At 68.2% G+C, this 21,550-nt stretch carries 15 protein-coding genes, 1 pseudogene and 1 riboswitch; of the genes and pseudogenes, 2 read left to right on the top strand and 14 right to left on the bottom strand.

What is annotated here, in order from left to right; all coding sequences use genetic code 11:
• From ENN83_RS11615 to ENN83_RS11575, 9 genes are all read right to left on the bottom strand, one after another.
• On the bottom strand, nucleotides 1–1,172 hold a 1,172-nt coding region (locus ENN83_RS11615), incomplete at its 3' end, for a TonB-dependent receptor (protein ID WP_287187212.1).
• Between the two features lie 144 nt (nucleotides 1,173–1,316).
• Nucleotides 1,317–1,523: riboswitch (cobalamin riboswitch) on the bottom strand.
• A gap of 63 nt (nucleotides 1,524–1,586) precedes the next feature.
• Nucleotides 1,587–2,339 carry a hypothetical protein gene (locus ENN83_RS11610; protein WP_287187209.1) on the bottom strand — a complete coding sequence of 251 codons (753 nt, stop codon included), beginning with the start codon at nucleotides 2,337–2,339 and terminating at the stop codon, nucleotides 1,587–1,589.
• Between the two features lies 1 nt (nucleotide 2,340).
• Nucleotides 2,341–2,736, bottom strand: a complete 396-nt coding sequence (locus ENN83_RS11605) for a hypothetical protein (protein ID WP_287187207.1) — start codon at nucleotides 2,734–2,736, stop codon at nucleotides 2,341–2,343.
• A gap of 141 nt (nucleotides 2,737–2,877) precedes the next feature.
• Complete coding sequence (locus ENN83_RS11600) at nucleotides 2,878–3,858, bottom strand: dynamin family protein (RefSeq protein ID WP_287187205.1); 981 nt, start codon at nucleotides 3,856–3,858, stop codon at nucleotides 2,878–2,880.
• A 25-nt stretch (nucleotides 3,859–3,883) separates the two neighbouring features.
• Entirely contained in the window at nucleotides 3,884–5,956 is a 2,073-nt protein-coding gene (locus ENN83_RS11595) for a dynamin family protein (protein ID WP_287187203.1), read from the bottom strand.
• A gap of 154 nt (nucleotides 5,957–6,110) precedes the next feature.
• Nucleotides 6,111–7,253, bottom strand: coding sequence for a hypothetical protein (locus ENN83_RS11590; protein WP_287187202.1), 1,143 nt, complete (start codon nucleotides 7,251–7,253; stop codon nucleotides 6,111–6,113).
• Nucleotides 7,250–8,197 carry a PP2C family protein-serine/threonine phosphatase gene (locus ENN83_RS11585; RefSeq protein WP_287187201.1) on the bottom strand — a complete coding sequence of 316 codons (948 nt, stop codon included), beginning with the start codon at nucleotides 8,195–8,197 and terminating at the stop codon, nucleotides 7,250–7,252. Before ENN83_RS11585 ends, ENN83_RS11590 begins: the two co-directional genes overlap by 4 nt.
• Entirely contained in the window at nucleotides 8,181–9,305 is a 1,125-nt protein-coding gene (locus ENN83_RS11580; RefSeq protein ID WP_287187200.1) for an FHA domain-containing protein, read from the bottom strand. The genes ENN83_RS11585 and ENN83_RS11580 overlap by 17 nt, the downstream gene beginning before the upstream one ends.
• Before the next feature lie 49 nt (nucleotides 9,306–9,354).
• Nucleotides 9,355–10,662 (bottom strand): serine/threonine-protein kinase, encoded by a 1,308-nt coding sequence (locus ENN83_RS11575; RefSeq protein WP_287187198.1) that lies wholly within the window; start codon nucleotides 10,660–10,662, stop codon nucleotides 9,355–9,357.
• Between the two features lie 341 nt (nucleotides 10,663–11,003).
• Here ENN83_RS11575 and ENN83_RS11570 point away from each other — a divergent pair, with 341 nt between their 5' ends.
• Together ENN83_RS11570 and cls are read left to right on the top strand one after the other, a co-directional pair.
• Nucleotides 11,004–11,708: an endonuclease/exonuclease/phosphatase family protein gene (locus tag ENN83_RS11570; RefSeq protein ID WP_287187196.1), complete on the top strand. Its 705-nt coding sequence runs from the start codon at nucleotides 11,004–11,006 to the stop codon at nucleotides 11,706–11,708.
• A 54-nt stretch (nucleotides 11,709–11,762) separates the two neighbouring features.
• On the top strand, nucleotides 11,763–13,184 hold the full coding sequence (cls, locus tag ENN83_RS11565) for a cardiolipin synthase (protein WP_287187194.1): 1,422 nt from the start codon (nucleotides 11,763–11,765) through the stop codon (nucleotides 13,182–13,184).
• Here cls and ENN83_RS11560 read toward each other — a convergent pair.
• The 5 genes and pseudogenes from ENN83_RS11560 to metH form a co-directional block, all read right to left on the bottom strand.
• Nucleotides 13,181–13,986, bottom strand: a pseudogene (locus ENN83_RS11560) (hypothetical protein). The gene cls and the pseudogene ENN83_RS11560 overlap by 4 nt on opposite strands.
• Entirely contained in the window at nucleotides 13,983–14,981 is a 999-nt protein-coding gene (locus tag ENN83_RS11555) for an ArsJ-associated glyceraldehyde-3-phosphate dehydrogenase (protein ID WP_287187214.1), read from the bottom strand. The pseudogene ENN83_RS11560 and the gene ENN83_RS11555 overlap by 4 nt, the downstream one beginning before the upstream one ends.
• Entirely contained in the window at nucleotides 14,978–15,823 is an 846-nt protein-coding gene (locus ENN83_RS11550) for a metalloregulator ArsR/SmtB family transcription factor (RefSeq protein WP_287187192.1), read from the bottom strand. The genes ENN83_RS11555 and ENN83_RS11550 overlap by 4 nt, the downstream gene beginning before the upstream one ends.
• An 89-nt stretch (nucleotides 15,824–15,912) precedes the next feature.
• Nucleotides 15,913–17,688 carry an SLC13 family permease gene (locus tag ENN83_RS11545; RefSeq protein ID WP_287187191.1) on the bottom strand — a complete coding sequence of 592 codons (1,776 nt, stop codon included), beginning with the start codon at nucleotides 17,686–17,688 and terminating at the stop codon, nucleotides 15,913–15,915.
• A 132-nt stretch (nucleotides 17,689–17,820) separates the two neighbouring features.
• Nucleotides 17,821–21,549, bottom strand: coding sequence for a methionine synthase (gene metH / locus ENN83_RS11540; protein WP_287187189.1), 3,729 nt, complete (start codon nucleotides 21,547–21,549; stop codon nucleotides 17,821–17,823).
• Nucleotide 21,550: the final 1 nt, after the last annotated feature.

Here is a 21,550-nt window from a genome sequence, read left to right as displayed (position 1 = left end):
GCCCGCAGGATCACGTCATCCCGCATCCGCCAGGCCAGCGCGGCGCGGCCCGACAACTGGTCGTCGAAATCGGAATAGCTGTCATGGCGCAGCGACAACGCCAGGTCGAGCGCGGGCGAGACGGCATATTGCAGTTCGCCGAACGCGGCGGCGCTGTCGTGGCGCTCGCCGTCCAGCTTGGCCTTTTCCTCGGTCCAGTTCGCACCGAAGGCCAGCGTCAAATCGGCGCTCAGGTCCACGCGGCCGAGATAGTCCAGCCGGGTGCGCTCGCCGACGAAATGCCCCGTGATGCCGCCCCTATAGACGCGCTCGGTCTCGACCCAGGAAAGCGCCAGTTCGTGCTCGATTGCACCCGTGGTAAACTCGGCAAAGCTGCGCAGGCCACGGCGGGTCTGGTCAGCCTCGCCGCTGGGGTCGGTGGTCGACCAGTCGAATTCCGACGTGCCATCGGAATAGAGTGCCGAAAAGCCGAGCCGCAGGTCCTCGGTCGCGTCATAGGCGGCAGACAGGATCAGCTGCGTCTGGTCGAACCCGTCCTTCTCGTCATCCGAGGTCCGCGCCGAGAACCCGTCCGTCGTCAGCCGCGAGACGGTCAGCGCCACCTCGCCGCGCGCGCCCTTCTGGCCCAGATTGAGGGTGGCGACGGCCGTGCCGAAGCTGCCCGCCTCGACATTGGCCCGCCCCGAGAAGCCCGGCGCATCCGGCCGCCAGGTGGTGATATCGACCACGCCCGCGATGGCGTTCGCGCCGTAAAGCGCGGATTGCGATCCCTTGAGCAACTCGATCCGGTCAGGCAGGCCGGCGGTCAGCGTGCCGAAATTGAACGCGGTCTGCGGGTCCGAGGGGTCGGTCATGTCGATACCGTCGATACGCACGCCGATATAGCCGCCCCCAAGCCCCCGCAGCCGCAGGGTCGAGGTGGCCCCCAACCCGCCATTCGTGGTGATCGACACGCCGGGCAACAGCGCCAGGGTCTGTCCGATGCTCAGCCCGCCCTGGGCGATGTCGGTGGCGTCCAGCGTCTCGACGGTGGTGCCGGTGCGGTTGATCTCGATCGGCACGAGGCTGGCGGTGGCCGTGATCTCGTCCAGCAGCAGGCTTTGCTGCGCATACGCGGCAAGGGGGGTGAGCGCGGTCACGCCAAGTCCCAGGGCGATTGTCTTGCGAATCATGTCTGTCCCGTGTCCGTTCGCTGGCCGCCGGTGCACCCGGCTGGCCTGTTCAGACTGCAAGTCCTTGGAAAGGCATGCCTTCCCGCAGACGGTGAGGCATCACCACTGCGGAAGGACCGCCGCCCGCATCGCACCCCGCGACGGGACCGGGTGATCGTCCTGGCAGGTCTCCTGGCTCGCGGGTCGTCGCTTGGCTGGCCTTCCCGGGCGCGGGCCCAGTGGCGTTGTCAGCCGCGCTCTCCGCCTACAGTTGCGGGGGCAGCCACGGCATGGGCCCGGGGGCCGCACCGTGTTCCCTTTTCATCACCCGGCCCGTGAAGGCACGGATGAACCAAGACGAAGCGGGGTTAATTCCCTGCGAACGGGCTGTCAAGCCATGCCCGATGCCAGAGGGCAACGCGTGGAGCGGAACGGTCAGGATGCTGCCGTCGCGGGCCGTTCTCCGCGGCAGAGCGCGATCAGGTCGCCGCTTGCCTCTGCCGAGGCCAGGACCAGGGCCGCCTCGCCGCGGAATGCGACCCGCGCAAGCAGCATGCCCTGCTGCCCGGCGCCGGAAAGGAACAGACAGGAGGGTGCGTCGGCCTCGCCACCGGCCACCTGTGCCAGCCTCGCCGCGCCGGCTGCGGCGAAGGCATCGAGCCGGGCGACAAGATCGGCCGCGCCGCTGCGCCCGACAATCTCGCCCCCGGCGAGCCGCAGCCCCGCAAGCGCGAGATCCAGTGCGGCGTCGACCGGGTCGGCCGATGGGCCGTTGTCCGGTCCCGCAAGGGCGGCGGCCAGGGTCTCGACCGAACAGCCGATCATCGTGGGATCGATCCGAATAGGGGGGCGCCCGGCATCCATCCCGATCTCGCGGGCATGGTCCAGAAAGGCGCGGAAGGGACCTATGAAATCGGCAACGATGCGCGCGGCGGCATCGTCCCCGTCCGCCTGCCCGGGTCCCTCGACCCCGGGGCCGTCCAGTGCCAGCAGGCGGCGGCCGGTCACGATCAGGACGAAGCGCTCGCCGCGTTCGTTGGTCAGCACCATCTCGCGGGGCAGGATCGTCTCCTCGATCTCGGTCAGCAGGACCGAGACGATGCCCTCGGTGACCCCGGCCACGACATAGCCCTCGTCGTTGCCCTTCAGCTTGGCAAGCTTGTTGTTGAGCCGGTCCAGATCGCTCACCTCACGACCCCTTTTGCAGGTCGGCCGGGCTGCGGGCGGCGTCTTCGGGCAGGATCGTGTCGATCCCGCGCCGCAGGATGTCCAGGGCCACATGCGGATCGGCGCTTGCCTCCAGCACGCCGCACAGTGCCTCGTCGGGCGCGGCGGGGGTGCTGAGATACACCTCGATCCGGCCGCCCTGCACCGCCACCGCCTCGGCGACCGGTTCCGCCAGCGCCGCATCCGCGGCCGCGCGGAGCGATCCGGTCAATAGCCGCGCCCCCCGCAGGCAAAGGGCGTCCAGCGCCTCCTGCGGCGGGACCGGCAGGTCTGAATCGCTGCACAGCACAAGCCGCGCCTTCAGGTCGACATAGACAAGCGACCGGCAACCTGGGGTTGATCTGCGCAGGGATTTCATTCGCTCGGTGGGCACCATCGCGCGTAGTCTAGTCGATATTTCCACGCCTTCCACACCCAAAACACATCCCCTGCTTGCCGGACGCGGGCGACGCTCCCGCGCCCTGCGCCGTGGCCCGGCATGAAAGGCCGCCCCGCGCCGTCAGAGCAGGCCGAAACGGTGCATGTCGTTGTCGGTCGGCCGGCCCGCGCGAGCGGGGGCGCGGCCCGTGGTCACACGCCGCGGGCGCACGCCCTCGGACGCGGACAGGTCGGGTTCCGGTCGTTCGGTTTCGGGTGCAGCCTCGGGACGCGGCGGGGAAAGCGACACCGCGGCGGGCATCGCTTCAGTCCCGGCCGCGCCGGGGACACCGGTCTGCATGTCCTGGAGAAGCCTGACAAGGCACTGGCCGAACGCCTCGGCACCGCTGGCGGCCCAGAGCGCCGGGTCCGTGCGCCCCTCGACCGCCTCGGTCAGCGAGATCGGGAAGCTTGCGGCGAACAGCCCCTCGGTCTCGCGCCGCACGCGTTTCAGCACGCGCGCCCGATCCTCCTCGGTCAGCAGCTTGTCGCAGCGCGTCAGCAACAGGATGCTCGTCTTGCCCAGCCGGTCCGACAACTCGTCCCAGACCGCCGACTCGCTCTGGCGCCATGCCTGGGTGGCATGGGTGCACCAGATCACCCCGTCGGCCTGCCCGATCACACCCTCCCAGACGCTCGAGTCCATGTTGGGGTCCGAGATCCCGGGCATGTCGATCAGGTCGCACAGCGTCAGCAAGTCGGCCTCGGCGAAAAGCTGGACCAGGCGGGTATCGGCGGCCGACACGTCGGACATCCTTTCGATGTCCAGCGGATGGATCGTGCCGTCGCGATCCTCGCGCCAGGCCTGCCCGCTGCCATGCGATATGCGCACTGGCGGCAACTGGGTCGCGGTCACCTTCACCGGCAGCGGGTTCTGGCCGATCAGCAGATTCGACAGCGTGCTCTTGCCGGCGCTGAACTCGCCCATCAGCGCGATGCAGGGTTTCTTGGCCGGGACGGGCGCCGGGTCATGGCTCGGCTCCGGGGATGGTTGGGGCGCAGGCTCCATGGCCGCAACAGCGGCACCGATCTTGGCGAAATCGTCGGGATGGGGGTCTGTCATCGCTGTCTAGCCTTCCTGTCCTCGCTCAGGCCGCTTCCTGTCGCATCGTCGCGACGGCGGTTTCGATCTGGCGCAACCGTTCCGCGCGCGCCTGATAGCCCAGCGCGGCGCCCAGGTCCTGTGCGGTCGGCGCGGCCTTTTCGGCCAGGGCCGTCACGATCTCGCGCTGTTCCTCGAGGAACCCGGCCAGCGTTCGCAGCAGATCGGCATGGATCGCTTCGGCATGGTCATGGCTCAACTCGTCGAGGATCGGCGCGGTTTCCTCGCGGATCATCTTGTAGAACTCGGCCGCGAAGCTGCGATAGCCCTTGCGGCGCAGCCACCAGCGGCGCCACCAGGTGCCCTTGACGTCCAGCGCGATGGTCTGGGCGATGGCCACCGGCGGGTTCAGCCGCGGCGGTTCCGGCGGCTCGATCGCAAGCGCCTCGGTCAGCCCGAAGGCCGCGCGGTAGGTCGCCGCGACCTCGGTGGCTGCGGTCTCCAGGATTGCCCTTGCGTCGTCCTGTATCCGCTTGCCGAAGACCTGGCAGGCCGTGCGAAGAAGCAACCGCAGGCCCGTGGGTTCATAGGACCAGACCGTGCCCTCGCCGTGTTTCTCCAGATGCTCGATCAGCGCCGCGGTCGCGCGGTCAAGGAAATTGTGATGCGACCGTTCCAGCCGCACGCCGAAGGCCTCGCGCTGGGCGGCAAAGGCATTTTCCAGCAAGGCCGTCGCGCGCTGCTCGATCTGGTCGAGCTGGCGCGAGATCCGGGCGGCGTCCAGTGTCACCGCCTGACCGCCCGCCACCGCAAGCCCGATCGAGCGCTGCGCCGCGGTCACGCCGCGGGCCAGGTTGCCGATGCTTCGGGCGATCCGGTCGATCGCCTCGCCCCCCACGCCCTCGGCGACACGTTCGCCCAGGGCACGGTAGAGCGCCGGGATGCCCGACAGCCGCCAGACGCCTTCGATCGCGTCCTGTGGGCCGTCGCCGGAGGCGTTCTCGCTGCGCGCGAAGGCGATCAGCGCCTTGCGGCTGTCCGCGCTCATCTGCGCCAGCGTCCCCTCCAGCGCGTGCTGGCCCCAGACCGCGCTGCCGAACAGGATCGGCGCGTCGGCCGGGCCTTCGTGGCGGGCAAGCGTGGCGCGGATCGAGTCGCGGATCTCGGCGATCTGGGCCGCGGGATCGGGCAATTCGTCGATGCGATTGACGAAGATCACCACCTCGCGCGCCTTGACCGCCGAGATCAGCCGGATCAGCGCCATGTCGACGCTGGACAGGGCCTGATGCGCCGACAGCACCAGCACGCAAAGCCGGCTGTCGCGGATCGCGCCGATGGTGATCTGCTCGCGCATCAGGAAGGTGTCGTTGACCCCGGGCGTATCGCGCAGGCACAGCTTGAACGGCACATTGGCATGGGACACATGCAGGTCGGCCGACTTGGTGATGTCGGCGAAGCGCCCGCGCATGTCGAAGGGCTCGCCCTCGTCATCCTCGAAATCGTCGCCGAGGCAGACATAGCGTTCGACCAGTTCCTCGTCGAATTTGCCGTAACGGTGTTGCTGTCCGAGCAGCAGTTCGAAGCGCCGGCCCAACCGGCCCTTGGATTTCTCGCGCATCCGTTCGACCTGGCGGCGGACCTTCTCCAGTTCCTCCTCGGCCCCGGCGCGGCTGGCCAGTTCGCCCATCCGACCGCCCCTCTCGATCAGGCGGTCCCATTCCTGTGGGTCGAAGAAGCGGAAATTCGCCCCGGCCGCTTCGGTCGACCCGGCGGGCGCAATGTGGATCGAGGTGACCACCGAGGTCCAGGGATTCACGTCGGCGGGCAACAGCCCCGGCCAGCCCGCCATCGCGTTGATCAGGGACGTCTTTCCGGCCTTGACCTGGCCGATGAAGGTGATCGCGGGTTCGACCAGGTCGAGTTGGGCGCCCAGCCGGGACGCCCCGCGCGCGACGGTGGCATCGCCAAGCTCGGCCAGATCGGCCAGCGCGCGGCGCATCTGGTCCATCCGGTCGATGAACCCGGCGAAACCATCCATGCCCAGCGCCAGCAGCCCCGGATTGGCGGTCTGCGGGCGGGCCGCTTCCAATGCGAGTCCTGCGCGTTCGTCCAGCGTCACCTCGAGGTCCCCCTCCTTACTGCGCGGAACCTGCCCGGCTCCGCCCGAAACCGGCCGCGTCCCTGGGTGTTGTCGCGGCCGTAGAAACAATTTTTCCTGCCATGATGGCCTGAGCGTGGCGATCGTGTGGCGTTCACTGGGCGGCGCCTTCCGTTCAGTCGACCAGCCGTGCCTCGAAGCCGCGCCGCAATTGCAGCAACAGCGTCACCGCATCGGCCGCCGCGGTCTCGTTCTCCTCCAGGGTCAGCAGCAGTATCATCTCGTTGGCCTCCAGAACGTCATCCGCCAGGTCGCCGGAAAGCCTCGCATCCTCGATGATCTTGCCCAGCGCCTCGGCGGCACGGGCACAACGCTCCAGCAGCGGCTTGATCTCGTCGCGGGCATGTCCTTCGATCCGGTCGGGGAAATCCTGGCAGATTCCGTCCAGCATCCGGATCGCCCGGGCCGAGAGGTCCGTCTCGGGCGCTGCCGAGATCCTCGCGTCATCCGGCAGGTGGGGGCCGAGGTCCTGCGGTCCGAGCGCCATGGCCGTGTCCTGGCCTGCCCTGCCCTGCGACCCATCGCCCGGCCGGATCGGGGTTCCGGGTGCGGGCAGTGCCGCACCATGGCGGCGCACGAACAGATTGGCGGCATCCAGATCGGCGCTGCGGCCCTGTTCGATCATGCGCGAGAGCGCCTCGAACAGGGCGGCGGCGCCGCTGCGGGCATGCAGCGCCGGATCGGCGATCCCGGTGCTGTTCATGGCCGTGGCGGCCTGCGCGGTGGCGATCGGCAGAAGGCTGTGAAATTCCGTCTCGACCACCTCGCGCAGATCGTCCAGCCGGTCCTCCAGCACCCCTTCGCGCATCAGGGCGTCGGCCTTCGTCAGCACGAGAAAGGCGTGGTCCTTCAGGTTATTGGGCACCCGTGCCCAGATCTGCGCCTCGTCATGGGCAAAGCCCTGGGTGCACCACAGGATGATGTCGGGCGATGTCTGCTCGATCGCGCCCGCGCCGGGGATCCCGCTGCCCGGGGTCGGCAAGTCCAGCTCGATGACCGCGAGGTTGCGGAACAGCACCGACGGCGTTTCCACGGGCTCTCCCGGTGCGCCGACCGATGGCGGTGCGGCCTGGCCGCAAATCAGGCGCGCCAGTTCGGACTTGCCGCTTCCGACCGGTCCTGTCACCAGCAGCCGCAGCGGCGCGCTCAGCCGCCCCAACAGCCGCTTTCCGTATTCGCGTGCCTTGCGCGGCAGGTGATCGGACGCAAGGATCGCATCAAGCTGAGCCAGCACATCCGGTTCGGGTGTCGTGATCATTGCGCCCGCCTTCCCAGCGCCATCAGGAAGCGCGTGGCCAGCGGCAGGGCGCGAACCGATCCCCCCTGGCGCAGGTGCAGGAAGGAAAGCGCGGCGCGCTTGTGCGGCCGCTCGGTCGGGGCGGGGAGATGGGGCGCGACAGCGGGTTGGCAGCCGCGGGCGACGACCCGGATCACGGTAAAGCAGACATTGTCCTGCTCTGGATCGCCCTGCGTTTCCAGCTCGCAGAACAGCGCATTGGCGATTTCCGCGCTCGTGCGCCGCCGATACTGGACCAGCAGCGCGCGCAGCCGTTCCCGGTCGATCGAGTCGAGCCCGTCACTGGCCGCGACGATGATGTCGCCCACCGCAAGGCCGATCGGTCGGTCGGGACAGTCGATCTGGTGGATCTCGGCTCCGGTCAGCGCCGAAGTCAGGCAGTTGCGGTCGGGATGACGCCGCGCCTCGTCCGCGCTGAGCAGGCCCAGACGCATCATGTGGTCGATCTGCGGCGCGAGCGAATGGTCCTCGTTGATCTGGCGCAACTGTCCGTCGCGAAACAGGAACAGCGGCGAATCTCCGACCGAGAGCCAGAACAGCTGATCCCGCGCCACCGCCAGCGCGACAAGCGTCGTGCCCATGCCGGTGGTGGCGGCATGGCTGCGCATATGCGCGGCGATGCTGCCATTGGCCCCGCGCGTGGCCTCGCGCAGGATGCCGGGCGCATAGCGGATGAAGCGGTCGGGATCGTTGCTGCGCAGCTTCAGTTCGCTGAAGACCTCGGTCACCGCGATCCGGCTGGCGACATCGCCCGCCGCATGGCCGCCCATGCCGTCGCCCAGCACCGCAAGCCCGATCTCGCCGCCGATCGTGAAATCGGCGATGATCGCGTCTTCCTGATGCTCGCGCCGCCCCTGGCCGATGCCGGTGGCCACGTCCAGGCGCAGGTCATCCGTGTTCGGCATCGCGCCGGTCCGTCGACCAGGTGAAGCCGGGGCCGCAGAAGGCCACGAAGCGCAGCGTGGTTTCGCCGATGCGGATCGTGTCGCCATCCGACATCTCCTCGGTGCTGAGCAGCGGCTGGCCGTTCAGGCGCACGATATTGACCTTGCCGCCCGAGCCGAGGAAGAACTGCCCCTGCTCATCGTCATAGGCCAGCAGCGCGTGGCCCGAGCGCGATATCGAGCTGTCGCCGAAATCAAGCCGCACGGTCTGGTCCGCGCCGCGCCCGATCTGCGAGACGCCCGCAAACAGGGTGAAATGCGCGCCGCGGCCCGGACCGTCGACCACCACTAGCCAGCCGACGGGAAAGCCGGGCACGGCGCCTGTCGACGGGCCGGCACCGGCATCCTGCGCAAAGGGGTCCGCAACGGGGTCGCCGGCATGGCCGAAGCCCAGCAGCCGCGTGCGCGCGCGGTTCGCCCCGCCGCCCGCGCGGCCTGCGGCGGGCGGGGGGGCCTCGAAGGCCGCGCCCTCGTCCGGTGCGCGCCCGTGCGCGATATCCGGGCGGTACTCGGCCGCCGGGGCGGCCGGGCGGGGCGGCTGGACGTCCGGCGATCCAGGCAGGCCGGCGCGGGCAGAGGCAGGTGGCGGGCGCTGGCGTTCGCCCTCGGAGAAGGTGGCGTGGTCCGGGGCCATCTGGTGGCCATGGGGTGCGGCGCCACGGTCGTCGCCGGGGAAGAGAACGGGCCGGGCGCCGCCCGGCTGGCCCGTCGCGGTGGCGGAGAGGGCCTGGAACTGCTCCTGCGGCGCAGGTCTTTCGGAGCCGGGCCAGCCCGGCGTCGGCGCGTAATCCGCCGCCGGATGGTCCGGATCGTCGTCGTAGAAGGCGTCGTCAATATCCTCCCCGGACGCGACATCAAGCTCGCCCAGCCTCTGGCGAAAGGCGTCCGGATCCCGGGACTGCGGCTGGAGGGTGCGCGGCATCGCCCGCGCGGCTCCGCGCGGCGTGGCTTGCGGCTCGGCCCCCGGCGCTTCGGGCGTGCCGCGGCGAAGCGGGGGGAACGGCTCGACATAATCATTGAACTCGTCGGCGTGCGGTTTGTCGCCATTCTTGCGTCTGAGGAACTTCATGCCTCTGCCTTCCCTGCCTTCCACTTGCTGCGATTGTCGCCCGGCCCGCTCAGGGCCGCACGGTAAACCTGCGCGCCTGTCCCAGTAACAGGCCGAACCCGCCCGTGCCTGAGTGGCGTTTGCGGCGCCTGGCTGCCCGGCCGCCGTCCTCGTCCTCGTGCCCGGTCGCGCTGTCATCCGGCTCCGGAACTGTGCTCACGGACGCGCTCGCGTCCTCGTCCTCGTCCTCGTCGTCGTAAAGCGACCGCCACGCAAAGGCGGGCTTGCGCTCAGGCAGTTTCGGCGGCTCCGGGCGACGGGCCTGCGACTCGCTTTCGGCGCTCTTGCGGGCTTCCATCACCGCGCGGTTCGTTTCCTCGACCAGCCGCGAGATCGACGCCATCACCTCTTCGTCCATCGGCGGGATGCGTCCCTCGGTCGCCTGCCGCGGGCCGGTCTCGATCATCGCAAGCCATTCATGCGCCGATTGCGGCCGTTCCTTCGGCACCACGTTCAGCGCCTTGTCGATCGCGCCGAGGAAGGCGGGCGCATAGCCCGGCACCCGGCCCTTGAGCGGCTGGTAGGGATCGGGCTCGTTCGCGGCCAGCGCGGCCATCCGCTGCTGGCTGTCGGGCGGGGCCTTGCCGGTGATCAGGTGGCAGAAGGTCGCCGCAAGCGCATAGAGATCGCTGGGCGGACCCTGCTTGATGCCGGCGACGTAGAATTCCTGGGGCGAATAGCCGTCCTTGACCACCTGCAGACGCGACAGCACCCGGCTGCTGCGCGTGGCGCGTTCGCGGGCCGCCCCGAAATCGATCAGGACCGGGTTGCCGGACAGGTCGAGCAGGATGTTGTCGGGCGAGATGTCGCGATGCAGCAGGCTCTGGTCATGCACGAAGGCGACCGCGTCCAGCACCTTGATCAGGATCTCGCGGATTGCCTGGGGCGAGGGCGTCTCGCGCGGATCCTCGATGATCTCGAGCAGGCTTTTGCCCTCGATATAGTCGAGCGCCATGTAGGCGGTGGTGTTATCCGAGAACACCTGATGCACGCCGACGATGCCCGGATGGTTCAGCCGCGCCAGCCGCCGCGCCTCGTCGATGAAAAGATCGACGATCGAATGGAATTCCTGGCTGAAACTGCGCGAGCGGGCATGCACGCGCCGTCCGGCCCGCATGCACAGCGACTCGGGAAAGCACTCCTTGATCACCACGATACGGTCGAGGCTGTCGCGAGCCAGATAGGTCAGGCCGAACCCGCCCGAGTTCAGGAAACGCTCGATCCGGTACTGGCCGTGCAGAAGCTCGGTGCCGGGCTGCAACTCCTCGGCCGGGCCATCCAGCTGCAGGGGCGTCGTGATCTGGGGCACTGCGTTCATCTTGGCGGCCTGGTTTCGCGATTCGGGGTTCAACGGGGGCGAAAGACACCTTGCCTCCTCGGATATGCGTGGAGTGTTCCCGAAAAGCTGGACCAAATCATGGCCCCGGGCATGGCGATTGCGGCGGAATTCGGGAAAGTCCGGGGATGTTTCGCAGCCCTGCCGGTTGCAAAGTCGCGCAAAGCCCCGAACGGGTGCCCGTTTCGCAACGGTCGGGGGCGAATGCGGCCGGTTCGCGCCCGGGCTGCCGGAGTTCTGCGCAGCGGTTGTTTTCGACCGCCCGCAAGCCTACCTTTGCGCGCATGAACCTCGCCGCGACTTTCCCGGGATCCGCCCCAAAGATGCGCGCGCTGCGCGTGGCCAGCTACAACATCCGCAAGGCGGTCGGGCTCGACTGGAAGCGCGACGCCGGGCGCGTGCTCGACGTCATCAACGAGATTGGCGCCGATGCGGTCGTCCTGCAGGAGGCCGACAGGCGGCTCGGCGACCGGCCCGCCGCGCTGCCCCGCATGCTGATCGAGCGCGAAACCGATCTGGTCGTCGTCGATCTGGCACGGAACGGGGTGAGCCTCGGCTGGCATGGCAATGCGGTTCTGGTGCGCCGCGGCACCGCAGTCATGGCCAGCGAGCGGATCACCCTGCCGGGGTTCGAGCCGCGCGGCGCGGTCATGGTGCGGATCGGCCAGCCGGACGGGCGCACGATCACGCTGGTCGGCGTGCATCTGGCGCTGCTCAGGCGCTGGCGGCGGCGCCAGCTTCAGGCCATCGGCGCGCGATTCTGCGAGGATGAAAGCGCGCGCACCGTGATCCTGGGCGATTTCAACGAATGGTCCGAGGATCGCGGATTCGAGCCGCTGGCGGACCGCTTCCGGATCGTCGCGCCGGGCAAGACCTTTCACGCCAGCCGCCCGCGCGCCGGGCTCGACCGGATCGCGCATGGGCGCGGGCTGGCGCTGGCCGCGGCGGGCGTCCACGAAAGCCCGCGCGCGCGGATCAGTTCCGATCACCTGCCGATCTGGGCCGACATGGCGCACGCGCCGGGCTGAACCCGCGACCACCCTGCGCTTGCCTTCCGCCCGCCCCGGGGCCAGCATCGCGCCATGCTGGAGCTTCTCATCCCCGTCCTTGTGCTGGCGCTCGAGGCCGCGGCGATCTGGGCGGCGCTTCGGGCGATCCGGATCTCGCGCACGCCGCAGGGCGCGGTGGGCTGGGTGGTGTTCCTGATCGCCGCCCCCTATCTGGCGCTGCCGATCTTCCTGTTCCTCGGCCATTGGCGGTTGCCGGGCTACATGGCCGTGCGCCGGTCCTCGCAAATCCCGATCGCGGCCTTGTCCGATTTCGAGCCGGCCCGGCGCACCGATGCCACAAGCCTGCCCGAGGGGCTGGGCCGCAGCCTGACGGGGTTCGAGGCGATTGCGGGCCTGCGCGCGGTTTCCGGCAACGGGGTGCGTCTGTTGGTTGACGGGACTGCGACCTATGCGGAGATATTCGAGGCCATCGACCGGGCCGAACGCTTCGTTCTGGTGCAGACCTACATCCTGCGCGACGACGATCTGGGCCGCGAGTTGCAGCGCCGCCTGATCGCGCGGGCGCGGGCGGGCTGCACGGTCAGGCTGCTCTACGACGCGCTGGGCAGCCACCGCCTGCCCGCCGCGTTCAACGCCGAACTGCGCGAGGCCGGTGTGGTCGTGGCCGATTTCCATTCGCTGCGCCGCCCGCACAGCCGCTTTCAGGTGAATTTCCGCAACCACCGCAAGATCGTCGTGGTGGACGGGCGCGAGGGTTTTCTGGGCGGGCACAATGTCGGGGACGAATACATCGGGCGCAACGCGCGCATCGGGCGCTGGCGCGACACCCATCTGGCGCTATCCGGCCCGGCCGTCGCGCAGTTGCAGCTGATCTTTGCCGAGGACTGGTTCTGGGCCACCGAGGAACGGCTGGATCTCGACTGGCAGCCCGCCGCCGTGGCGCAGGATCTCGACGTCCTGATCGTCGCACCCGGTCCCGCCGACAGGCTGGAGACCGGAAGCCTGTATTTCTGCAACGCGATCCATGCCGCGCAGCACCGCATCTGGATCGCCTCGCCCTATTTCGTGCCCGATACCGACATCCTGTCCGCGCTGTCGCTGGCCGCGCTGCGCGGGGTGGATGTACGCATCCTTGTCGCGGCCCGGCGCGATCACTGGCTGGTCTGGCTGGCCGCCTTCGCCTATTTTGACGAGATGCTGGAGGCCGGGGTGGGCATCTATCGCTATACCGACGGCTTCATGCACCAGAAGGTTCTGGTGGTGGACGAGGCGATGGCCTCGGTCGGCACGTTGAACCTCGACAACCGGTCCTGCCGATTGAATTTCGAGGTGACGGCGCTGGTCTTCGAGCGCGATTTCGCCCGGACGGTCGCGGCGATGCTGGAGGCCGATTTCGCCCGCAGCCAGCCCCACACCAAGCGACTGGCCGAGGTGGCGAACCCGTTGCATCGCAGCGCCGCGCGGGTGGCACGGCTGTTCGCGCCGATCCTCTAGCCGGATTCAGCCGCTGGCTCGGGTCTCAGCCGTCCCGCCGCCAGCGCCGGGGCCGCGACTATCGCCGCCGCCATGCCCAGCATCAGTGCCAGCCCCCCGCCTGATAGGTCAGCCCCGACAAGAGCGTGCCCATCAGCCGCCCGCCTGCATTGGCCATGTAGTAGAAGCCCACATCCATCGTCACCCGCTCGGCCCGCGTGAAGGCGAGGATCAGATAGGAATGCAGCCAAGAGTTGATCGCGAAGACCGCGCCAAAGGCCAGAAGCCCCGCCATGGGACAGGCGGTCAGCCAGGGCGCGGGGCCGGGGGCAAACGCAGTGCCCAGCAGGAAGCCCGGCCCCTTGACCGCGTTCTTCGACCCGGTCAGCAGCGCCACCCAGCGCAACAGCTCGCCATTCTCGGTGGGCGCCAGCAGCTTGACCGCGGATTTGGACGACATCGTGGCCAGGTCCTTGGCCACGCCGGATGCCCCCTGCACCGCCATCACATAGGCGACCGACAACCCGATCGCCCAGCCCGGATCAAGCTGCGCCAGCGCCAGCAGCGCCACCACCTGAAGCCCGAGCCCCGCCTACAGCGTCGAGGTCAACCCGAACCGCGCCGCGATCCAGCCCGCGGACAGGTTCGTGACCATCCCCGCGATCTCGTACAGCATCAAAAGATTGGCCAGTTGCAGCGGCGAAAAGCCCAGGATGTGGAAATGCAGCAGCACCAGCATCCTGAGCGCGCCATCGGTCAGCATGAAGGCCCAATAGGCCGCGGTCACCGCGACATAGGCCGACAGGCCCTCGGGGCGGCTCACAGGCTGGCCCCCACCATCAGCGCGACGTCGACAAGCCGGTGGGCATAGCCCATCTCGTTGTCATACCAGGCATAGACCTTGAGCTGGGTGCCGTTGACCACCATCGTCGATGGCCCGTCCACGATCCCCGACCGCGTGTCGTTGACGTAATCGGCCGAGACCAGCGGCCGGTCCTCGTAGCCCAGGATGCCCTTCAGCGGCCCCTCGGCGGCAGCCCTGAACAGCGCGTTGACCTCATCGGGCGTGACCGGGCGCTCCGGCTCGAACACCGCATCGGTCAGCGAGGTGTTCAACAGCGGCACCCGCACCGCATGGCCGTTCAGTCGCCCCTTGAGTTCGGGATAGATCAGCGTGATCGCCGTGGCGCTGCCCGTTGTCGTCGGGACCAGCGGGTTCAGCGCCGACCGCGACCGGCGCAGATCCTTGGCGGGCCGGTCCACCATGGTCTGGGTGTTGGTCACGTCATGGGTCGCGGTGATGACCCCGTGCCGGATGCCGATTGCCTCATGCACCACCCTGACCACCGGGGCCAGGCAATTCGTCGTGCAACTGGCCGCGGTCACGATCCGGTGCCGGGCGGGGTCATAGGTGGCGTGGTTGACGCCATAGACGATATTCGCCGTATCCCCGTCCTTGACCGGGGCCGAGACCACCACCTTCTGGACGCCCGCCGCGAAATAGGGCGCAAGCGTCGCCTCGGACTTGAAGACCCCGGTGCAGTCGATCACCACATCGACGCCCGCCAGCGGCAGATCCTCGATCCGCGACGCCCCGACAAAGGGCAGCCGCACGCCGTCCACGCTGACGCTGTCGGCGTCATGGCCGAAACTGGCGGGCCAGCGCCCATGCACCGTGTCGAATTCCAGCAGATGCGCGTGCATCGGAGGATCGCCCACCACGTCGTTGATACAGGCGATCCGTGCGCCGCGCTCCAGCAGGGGGCGCAGCGCCAGCTTGCCGATCCGGCCGAGACCGTTCAGCGCGTAGACCGTCAGTCCGACAGCCCCGCCACGTCGCGGGCGATGTCGTCCACCGCCTTTTGCAGCGCGACGCGGTCGAGCGTGGCGAAGGGCAGGGCGGCGAAGGTGACGATGCGGTTTCTCAGCGCGCCATAGGCGTGCTGGAAGGCCAGGCTTTTCTGCGCATCCGTCCCCTCGGCCTTGACCGGATCGGGCATGCTCCAATGGGCGGTCACGGGCTGGCCTTTCCAGGGGGGGCATTCCTCGTTCGCGGCCTGGTCGCAGACGGTGAAGACGAAATCCAGATGCGGGGCGTCCGGCCCGATGAACTCGGCCACGTTCTTGGCGCGCAGCACCGAGACATCGTGCCCCTTGTCGGTCAGCACCTTGACGGTAAAGGGGTTCAGTTCGGAATTGGGGATGGTGCCGGCCGAGAAGGCGTTGAACCGATCACCCGCCTCCTTGCGCAGGATCGACTCGGCAAAGATCGACCGGGCGGAATTGCCGGTGCAGATGAAGAGCACATTGTATTTCGGGTCGGCTATCGGGATGACTCTTGTCTGGAGGGGAAAGACCATGGGCGAACAGAGGTCCGGCCGCCCACGGCAACAGTCGAGGAAGAGGTAATCGAAGGTCTGTCTTACTGCCGTGACATCCGTGGAGTAACGCAGCGATGTTCCGTCCCGCGTCTGGGTCACCAGCCGCGCCCGCATCAGCGACGCGAGATAGGCCGAGAGCGTCGAGGGCTTCAGCCCCAACGCCTCGGCAATCTCGCCGGCGGCAACCCGGTCGGGGTGGCGCCGCATCAACAGCCGGAAAATCGCCAGCCGGTGCGGATGGGCGAGGGCGGCGAGGCGGGTGGGAATCACTTTTTCCATATTTCGAGAATATTCGCATATGGATTTCGGCAAGGGTTCCCGTCGGCCGCGATCCCCTTCGCCTTGCCGGTCGCGCCGACGCCCCGGCGTCAGAACGGAAAGAAGAGGGGGATCACCAGAACCGCGGTTGCCGCGAAGATCAGGTTCAGCGGCAGGCCGACCTTGATGAAATCGCTGAACTTGTAGCCCCCCGCGCCATAGACGAAGGTGTTGGTCTGATAGCCGATGGGCGTGGCGAAGCTGGCCGAGGCGGCGAACATCACCGCCAGGATGAAGGAGCGCGGGTCAAAGCCCAGCTCGACCGCCAGCGCGATCACGATGGGACCGACCAGAACCGCCACCGCGTTGTTCGACACCATCTCGGTCAGCGCGCTGGTCAGCACATAGACCGCGGCCAGAACCGCCAGCGGCCCCAGCCCCCCGACCGCGCCCACCGCGCCCTTGACGATCACCTGCGCCGCGCCGGTCTGTTCCAGCCCCATCGACAGCCCCAGCATGCCGAAGATCAGGAACAGGATGCGCCAGTCGATGGCGTCGAATGCCTCCTCGGGATCGACGCAGCGCGTCATCATCACGATCACCGCGCCGATCACCGCCAGCCCGGCAATGTCCATCACGTCGAACGCCGCCAGCCCCATCACGCCCAGGATCGTGCCGATCGCTATCGGTGCCTTCGACCGCCGCGTGGCGCGTTCGGACGGGGCGGACAGGTTGATGATGCCGCCATCCTCCATCAGCCGCTGGATGCCTTCGGGCGGACCTTCCAGCAGCAGCGTGTCGGCGAATTGCAGCCGCAAATCTGGCAGATCCCGCGAGATGTTCTGCTCGGCGCGGTGCACCGCCATCAGGTAGACGCCGTATTTCCGGCGCAGCTTCAGATCCTTGATCGGCCGCCCGCGCAGATGCGATTTCGGGCCGACGCTGGCCTCCATGGTGATGGTCTGCTCGGCGGTCACCGGGGCAAGGTCCTGGTCGTCCATGTCGCGGAACTCGACCTGGCCGTTTTCCTTCAGCCCCAGGATCTCGCCCGTGCCGGTCTTGAGAACCACCCGGTCGCCCGGTTCCAGCGCCAGTTCGTTCATCTTGCGCCGCATCGAGACCTCGCCGCGGACCACGTCCAGGATGCGCGTTTCGGCCCGGTTGAAGGGCAGCTCCTTCAGCGTCTTGCCGACATATTTCGACCCTTGCGGGATCAGCAGGCGCGCCATGAAGCGCCGCTTGCTTTCCTGGCCCAGAACGCTTGACAGCGAGGCGCGGTCAGGTAGCAGCCAGCGCCCGGCGATCATCATGTAAAGCATGCCCACCGAGGCGAAGATCAGCCCCGGCAGCGTCATCTCGAACATGCTCAGCGGGGGCTGGCCGGCCTGTTCGGCAACCCCGCTCATCAGGATGTTGGTCGAGGTGCCCACCAGCGTCAGCGTGCCGCCGAAGATCGCCGCAAAGGACAGCGGGATCAGCAGCCGCGAGGGCGCCACCCCGACCGAGGCCGCGACCGAGATCATCACCGGCGTCAGCAGGATCACGACGGGTGTGTTGTTCATGAAGGCCGACGCCCCCATCGCCCCCACCATCATCAGCAGCATCGCGCGCAAGAGCGAGCCGCGCGCCTGCCGTTTCAGCAGATCGCCCAGCATCGCCACGACGCCCGTGCGTTCCAGCGCGGCCGAGATGATGAACATCATCGCGATGGTGATCGGGGCCGAGGAACTGAACACCTTCAGGAAATCGCGGGTCTCAAGTATCCCCGTCGCAAGCAGCGCCGCAGACGCACCCAGCGCCGTGACCTCGGGCGGGTAGACCTCCTTGACGAAGCTCAGGAACACCACGGCCAGCAGCACAAGGACGAAGATCTGCTCAAGGCCCATGGGCGACTCACTTTTGCGGCTGCGACAATCCCTGCGAATAAGCTACGGGCGCGGCGGCGATTTCAATCGCGAACCGGCGCCATGCCCGGTGCGGCAGCGCCGCTGGGCCCGGCGCTGCTCACTCCGCGGGGGTCACTCGGCCGCCTGTGCCACTTCTGCGCTCGCCCGGTAGTTCAGCACCGGCGCCAGCCAGCGTTCGGCCTCGGCCACGGGGATGCCCTTGCGGTCGGCGTAATCGACGACCTGGTCGGCCTCGACCTTGCCGACACCGAAATAACGCGCCTCGGGATGGCCGATATAAAGCCCCGAGACCGAGGCCCCGGGCCACATTGCCATGCTGTCGGTCAGTTGGATCCCCACCGCGCGCTCGGCATCGAGCAACTCGAACAGCGTGAGCTTCTCGGTATGGTCGGGCTGGGCCGGGTAGCCGGGGGCAGGGCGGATGCCCACATAGGGCTCGCCGATCAGCTCCTCGGGCGCAAAGGCTTCGTCGGGCGCATAGCCCCAGAATTCGCGCCGCACCCGTTCATGCAGCCGCTCGGCAAGCGCCTCGGCGAAACGGTCGGCCAGCGCCTTGACCATGATCGCGCTGTAATCGTCATGCGCGTCCTCGAAGCGTTTCGCGATCCCGATCTCCTCGGCCCCGGCGGTCACGGCAAAGCCGCCTATGTAATCGGGCACGCTGCCCTCGGGCGCCACGAAATCGGCCAGCGCGAGGTTCGGCACGCCGTCGCGCTTTGCGGTCTGCTGGCGCAGGCTGTGGAAGGTGGCCAGCACGGCGCGCCGCGTCTCATCGGTATAGACCCGGATATCCTCGCCGACGCTGTTGGCAGGCCAAAGCCCCAGCACGGCGCGGGGTCGGAACCAGCCTTCGGCCACGATCCTGGCCAGCATCGCCTGCGCATCGTCGTAAAGCGCGCGCGCCGCCGCGCCCTTCTCGGGATCGTCCAGCAGGCGGGGGAACACCCCGCGCAATTCCCAGCTGTGGAAGAAGGGCGTCCAGTCGATATAGCGGGCCAGTTCCGCCAGATCCCAGTCGTCCAGAACCCGCGTGCCCAGCATCGCGGGCCGCACCGGCGCATGGCCCGCCCAGTCCAGCCGCAGCGCATTCGCCCGCGCTGCCGCCAGCGGCAGCCGCGCCTTGGCGGCCTCTCCCCTCGCATGTTTTTCGGCGATGTCGCGATATTCCTCGCGGATGCCCGTCACATAGTCTTCGCGCTGGCCCTCGGACAGCAGCGACGAGACAACGCCCACCGCGCGGCTGGCATCCGTGACATAGATCGCCTGCCCGCGCCGGTAGGAGGGCGCGATCTTGACGGCCGTGTGCACCCGGCTGGTGGTCGCGCCCCCGATCAGCAGCGGAATGTCAAATCCCTCGCGCTCCATCTCGGCGGCCACGTGAACCATCTCGTCCAGCGAGGGCGTGATGAGCCCCGACAGGCCGATCACGTCCACCCCTTCCTCGCGCGCGACCTTGAGGATCTTCTCGGCGGGCACCATCACGCCCAGGTCGATGATCTCGTAATTGTTGCAGGCCAGAACGACGCCGACGATGTTCTTGCCGATGTCATGCACGTCGCCCTTCACGGTCGCCATCAGCACCTTGCCCGCCGCCTCCCGACCGGAGCCCGCCTTTTCGGCTTCCATGTGGGGCAACAGCACGGCGACCGCCTGTTTCATCACGCGGGCCGATTTCACCACCTGCGGCAGGAACATCTTGCCCGCGCCGAACAGGTCGCCCACCACGTTCATCCCCGCCATCAGCGGGCCTTCGATCACGTCCAGCGGGCGGGTGGCCGCCAGCCGCGCCTCCTCGGTATCGGCCTCGATGAACTCGGTGATGCCGTTGACCAGCGCATGTTCCAGCCGCTTGTCCACGGGCAGTTCGCGCCAGCGCAGATCCTTTTCGCGCGCCGCGCCGCCGCCCTGGCCGCGGTAGCGTTCCGCGATCTCCAGCAGCCGCTCGGTCCCGTCCTTGCGGCGGTTCAGAACCACATCCTCGCAGGCTTCGCGCAATTCGGGGTCAATCGATTCATAGACCGCCAGCTGCCCGGCATTGACGATGCCCATATCCATCCCCGCCTTGATGGCATGGAACAGAAAGACCGCATGCATCGCCTCGCGCACGGGCTCGTTGCCGCGGAAGCTGAAGGACAGGTTCGACACGCCGCCGGAGACATGCACATTCGGGTAATCGGCGCGGATGCGGCGCGCGGCCTCGATGAAATCGACGCCGTAATTGTCATGCTCCTCGATGCCGGTGGCCACCGCGAAGATGTTGGGGTCGAAGATGATGTCTTCGGGCGCAAGCCCCGCGACCTCGGTCAGCAGCCGATAGGCGCGGGCGCAGATCTCGACCTTGCGATCCTCGGTATCGGCCTGGCCCGCCTCGTCAAAGGCCATCACGACGACCGCCGCGCCATAGGCCCGGCACAGCCGCGCCCGTTCCAGGAACGCCGCTTCCCCCTCCTTCAGCGAGATCGAGTTGACCACGGGCTTGCCCTGAACGCATTTCAGGCCGGCCTCGATCACCTCCCATTTCGAGCTGTCGATCATCACCGGCACCCGCGCGATATCGGGCTCGGCGGCGACGAGGTTCAGGAAATCGACCATCGCGGCCTTGGAGTCGATCAGCCCCTCGTCCATGTTCACGTCGATGATCTGGGCGCCGTTCTCGACCTGATCGCGCGCAACCTCCAGCGCGGCGGTGTAGTCCCTTTCCTTGATGAGCTTGCGGAACCGGGCCGAGCCGGTGACATTGGTCCGCTCGCCCACGTTCACGAAGGGGATGTCGGGCGTCAGCGTGAAGGGCTCCAGTCCCGACAGCCGCATCCGCGGCGCGACCTGCGGCACGGTCCGGGGGGCAAGGCCCTGCACCGCCCGCGCGATCGCGGCGATATGGTCATAGGTCGAGCCGCAGCAGCCGCCCACCACATTGACCAGCCCCTCGCGCGCGAAATCCGCGACCAGCGCCGCCATTTCCTCGGGCGTCTGGTCATATTCGCCCATCTCGTTGGGCAGCCCGGCATTGGGATAGGCGCAGATCAGCGTGTCGGCGATGCCCGCCAGTTCCGCCAGATGCGGGCGCATCGCATCCGCCCCCAGCGCGCAGTTCAGCCCCACGGTCAGCGGCCGGGCATGGCGCACGGAATGCCAGAAGGCGGTGGGCGTCTGCCCCGACAGCGTGCGTCCCGACAGATCCGTGATCGTGCCCGAGATCATCACCGGCAGCTGCAGGCCGGTTTCGGCAAAGACCTCCTCGCAGGCAAAGATCGCGGCCTTGGCGTTCAGCGTGTCGAAGATCGTCTCGATCAGGATCAGATCGACGCCCCCTGCGATAAGCCCGCGCAACTGCTCGCCATAGGCCAGCCGCAGATCGTCGAAGCTGACAGCGCGATAGCCCGGGTCGTTCACATCGGGGCTGATGGATGCCGTGCGGTTCGTCGGCCCCAGCGCGCCTGCCACGAAGCGGCGCCGCCCATCCTCGGCCTCGGCCCGGTCCATCGCGGCACGCGCCAGCCGCGCGCCCGCCTCGTTCAGGGCAAAGACCCGATCCTCCAGCCCGTAATCGGCCTGCGCGATGGTGGTCGAGGAAAAGGTGTTGGTCTCGACGATATCCGCCCCGACCATCGCATAGCGGTAATGGATGTCCTCGATCACGTCTGGCCGGGTCAGGTTCAGAAGGTCGTTATTGCCCTTCTGCGGCTGGTCGGAATGCAAATGGCAGGCGCAGCCCCCGCCGCAGCCGGTGAAATCGCCCTCGCTCAGGCCAAGCTTCTGTATCTGGGTGCCCATCGCCCCGTCCAGGATCAGGATCCGCTCGCGCGCGGCATCGCGGATCGCGTCGAAGACGGGCGACAGG

The sequence above is a fragment of the Rhodovulum sp. genome (assembly GCF_011048875.1).
Taxonomy (GTDB): Bacteria; Pseudomonadota; Alphaproteobacteria; order Rhodobacterales; family Rhodobacteraceae; genus Rhodovulum; species Rhodovulum tesquicola.
This window is presented reverse-complemented; position numbering and strand designations above follow the sequence as displayed.

Coding starts and splice junctions, on each gene's coding strand:
- ENN83_RS11605 (WP_287187207.1), bottom strand. CDS start 2,736: ATGAAATCCCTGCGCAGATCAACCCCAGGTTGCCGGTCGCTTGTCTAT.
- ENN83_RS11600 (WP_287187205.1), bottom strand. CDS start 3,858: ATGACAGACCCCCATCCCGACGATTTCGCCAAGATCGGTGCCGCTGTT.
- ENN83_RS11590 (WP_287187202.1), bottom strand. CDS start 7,253: ATGATCACGACACCCGAACCGGATGTGCTGGCTCAGCTTGATGCGATC.
- ENN83_RS11585 (WP_287187201.1), bottom strand. CDS start 8,197: ATGCCGAACACGGATGACCTGCGCCTGGACGTGGCCACCGGCATCGGC.
- ENN83_RS11580 (WP_287187200.1), bottom strand. CDS start 9,305: ATGAAGTTCCTCAGACGCAAGAATGGCGACAAACCGCACGCCGACGAG.
- ENN83_RS11575 (WP_287187198.1), bottom strand. CDS start 10,662: ATGAACGCAGTGCCCCAGATCACGACGCCCCTGCAGCTGGATGGCCCG.
- ENN83_RS11570 (WP_287187196.1), top strand. CDS start 11,004: ATGCGCGCGCTGCGCGTGGCCAGCTACAACATCCGCAAGGCGGTCGGG.
- cls (WP_287187194.1), top strand. CDS start 11,763: ATGCTGGAGCTTCTCATCCCCGTCCTTGTGCTGGCGCTCGAGGCCGCG.
- ENN83_RS11550 (WP_287187192.1), bottom strand. CDS start 15,823: ATGGAAAAAGTGATTCCCACCCGCCTCGCCGCCCTCGCCCATCCGCAC.
- ENN83_RS11545 (WP_287187191.1), bottom strand. CDS start 17,688: ATGGGCCTTGAGCAGATCTTCGTCCTTGTGCTGCTGGCCGTGGTGTTC.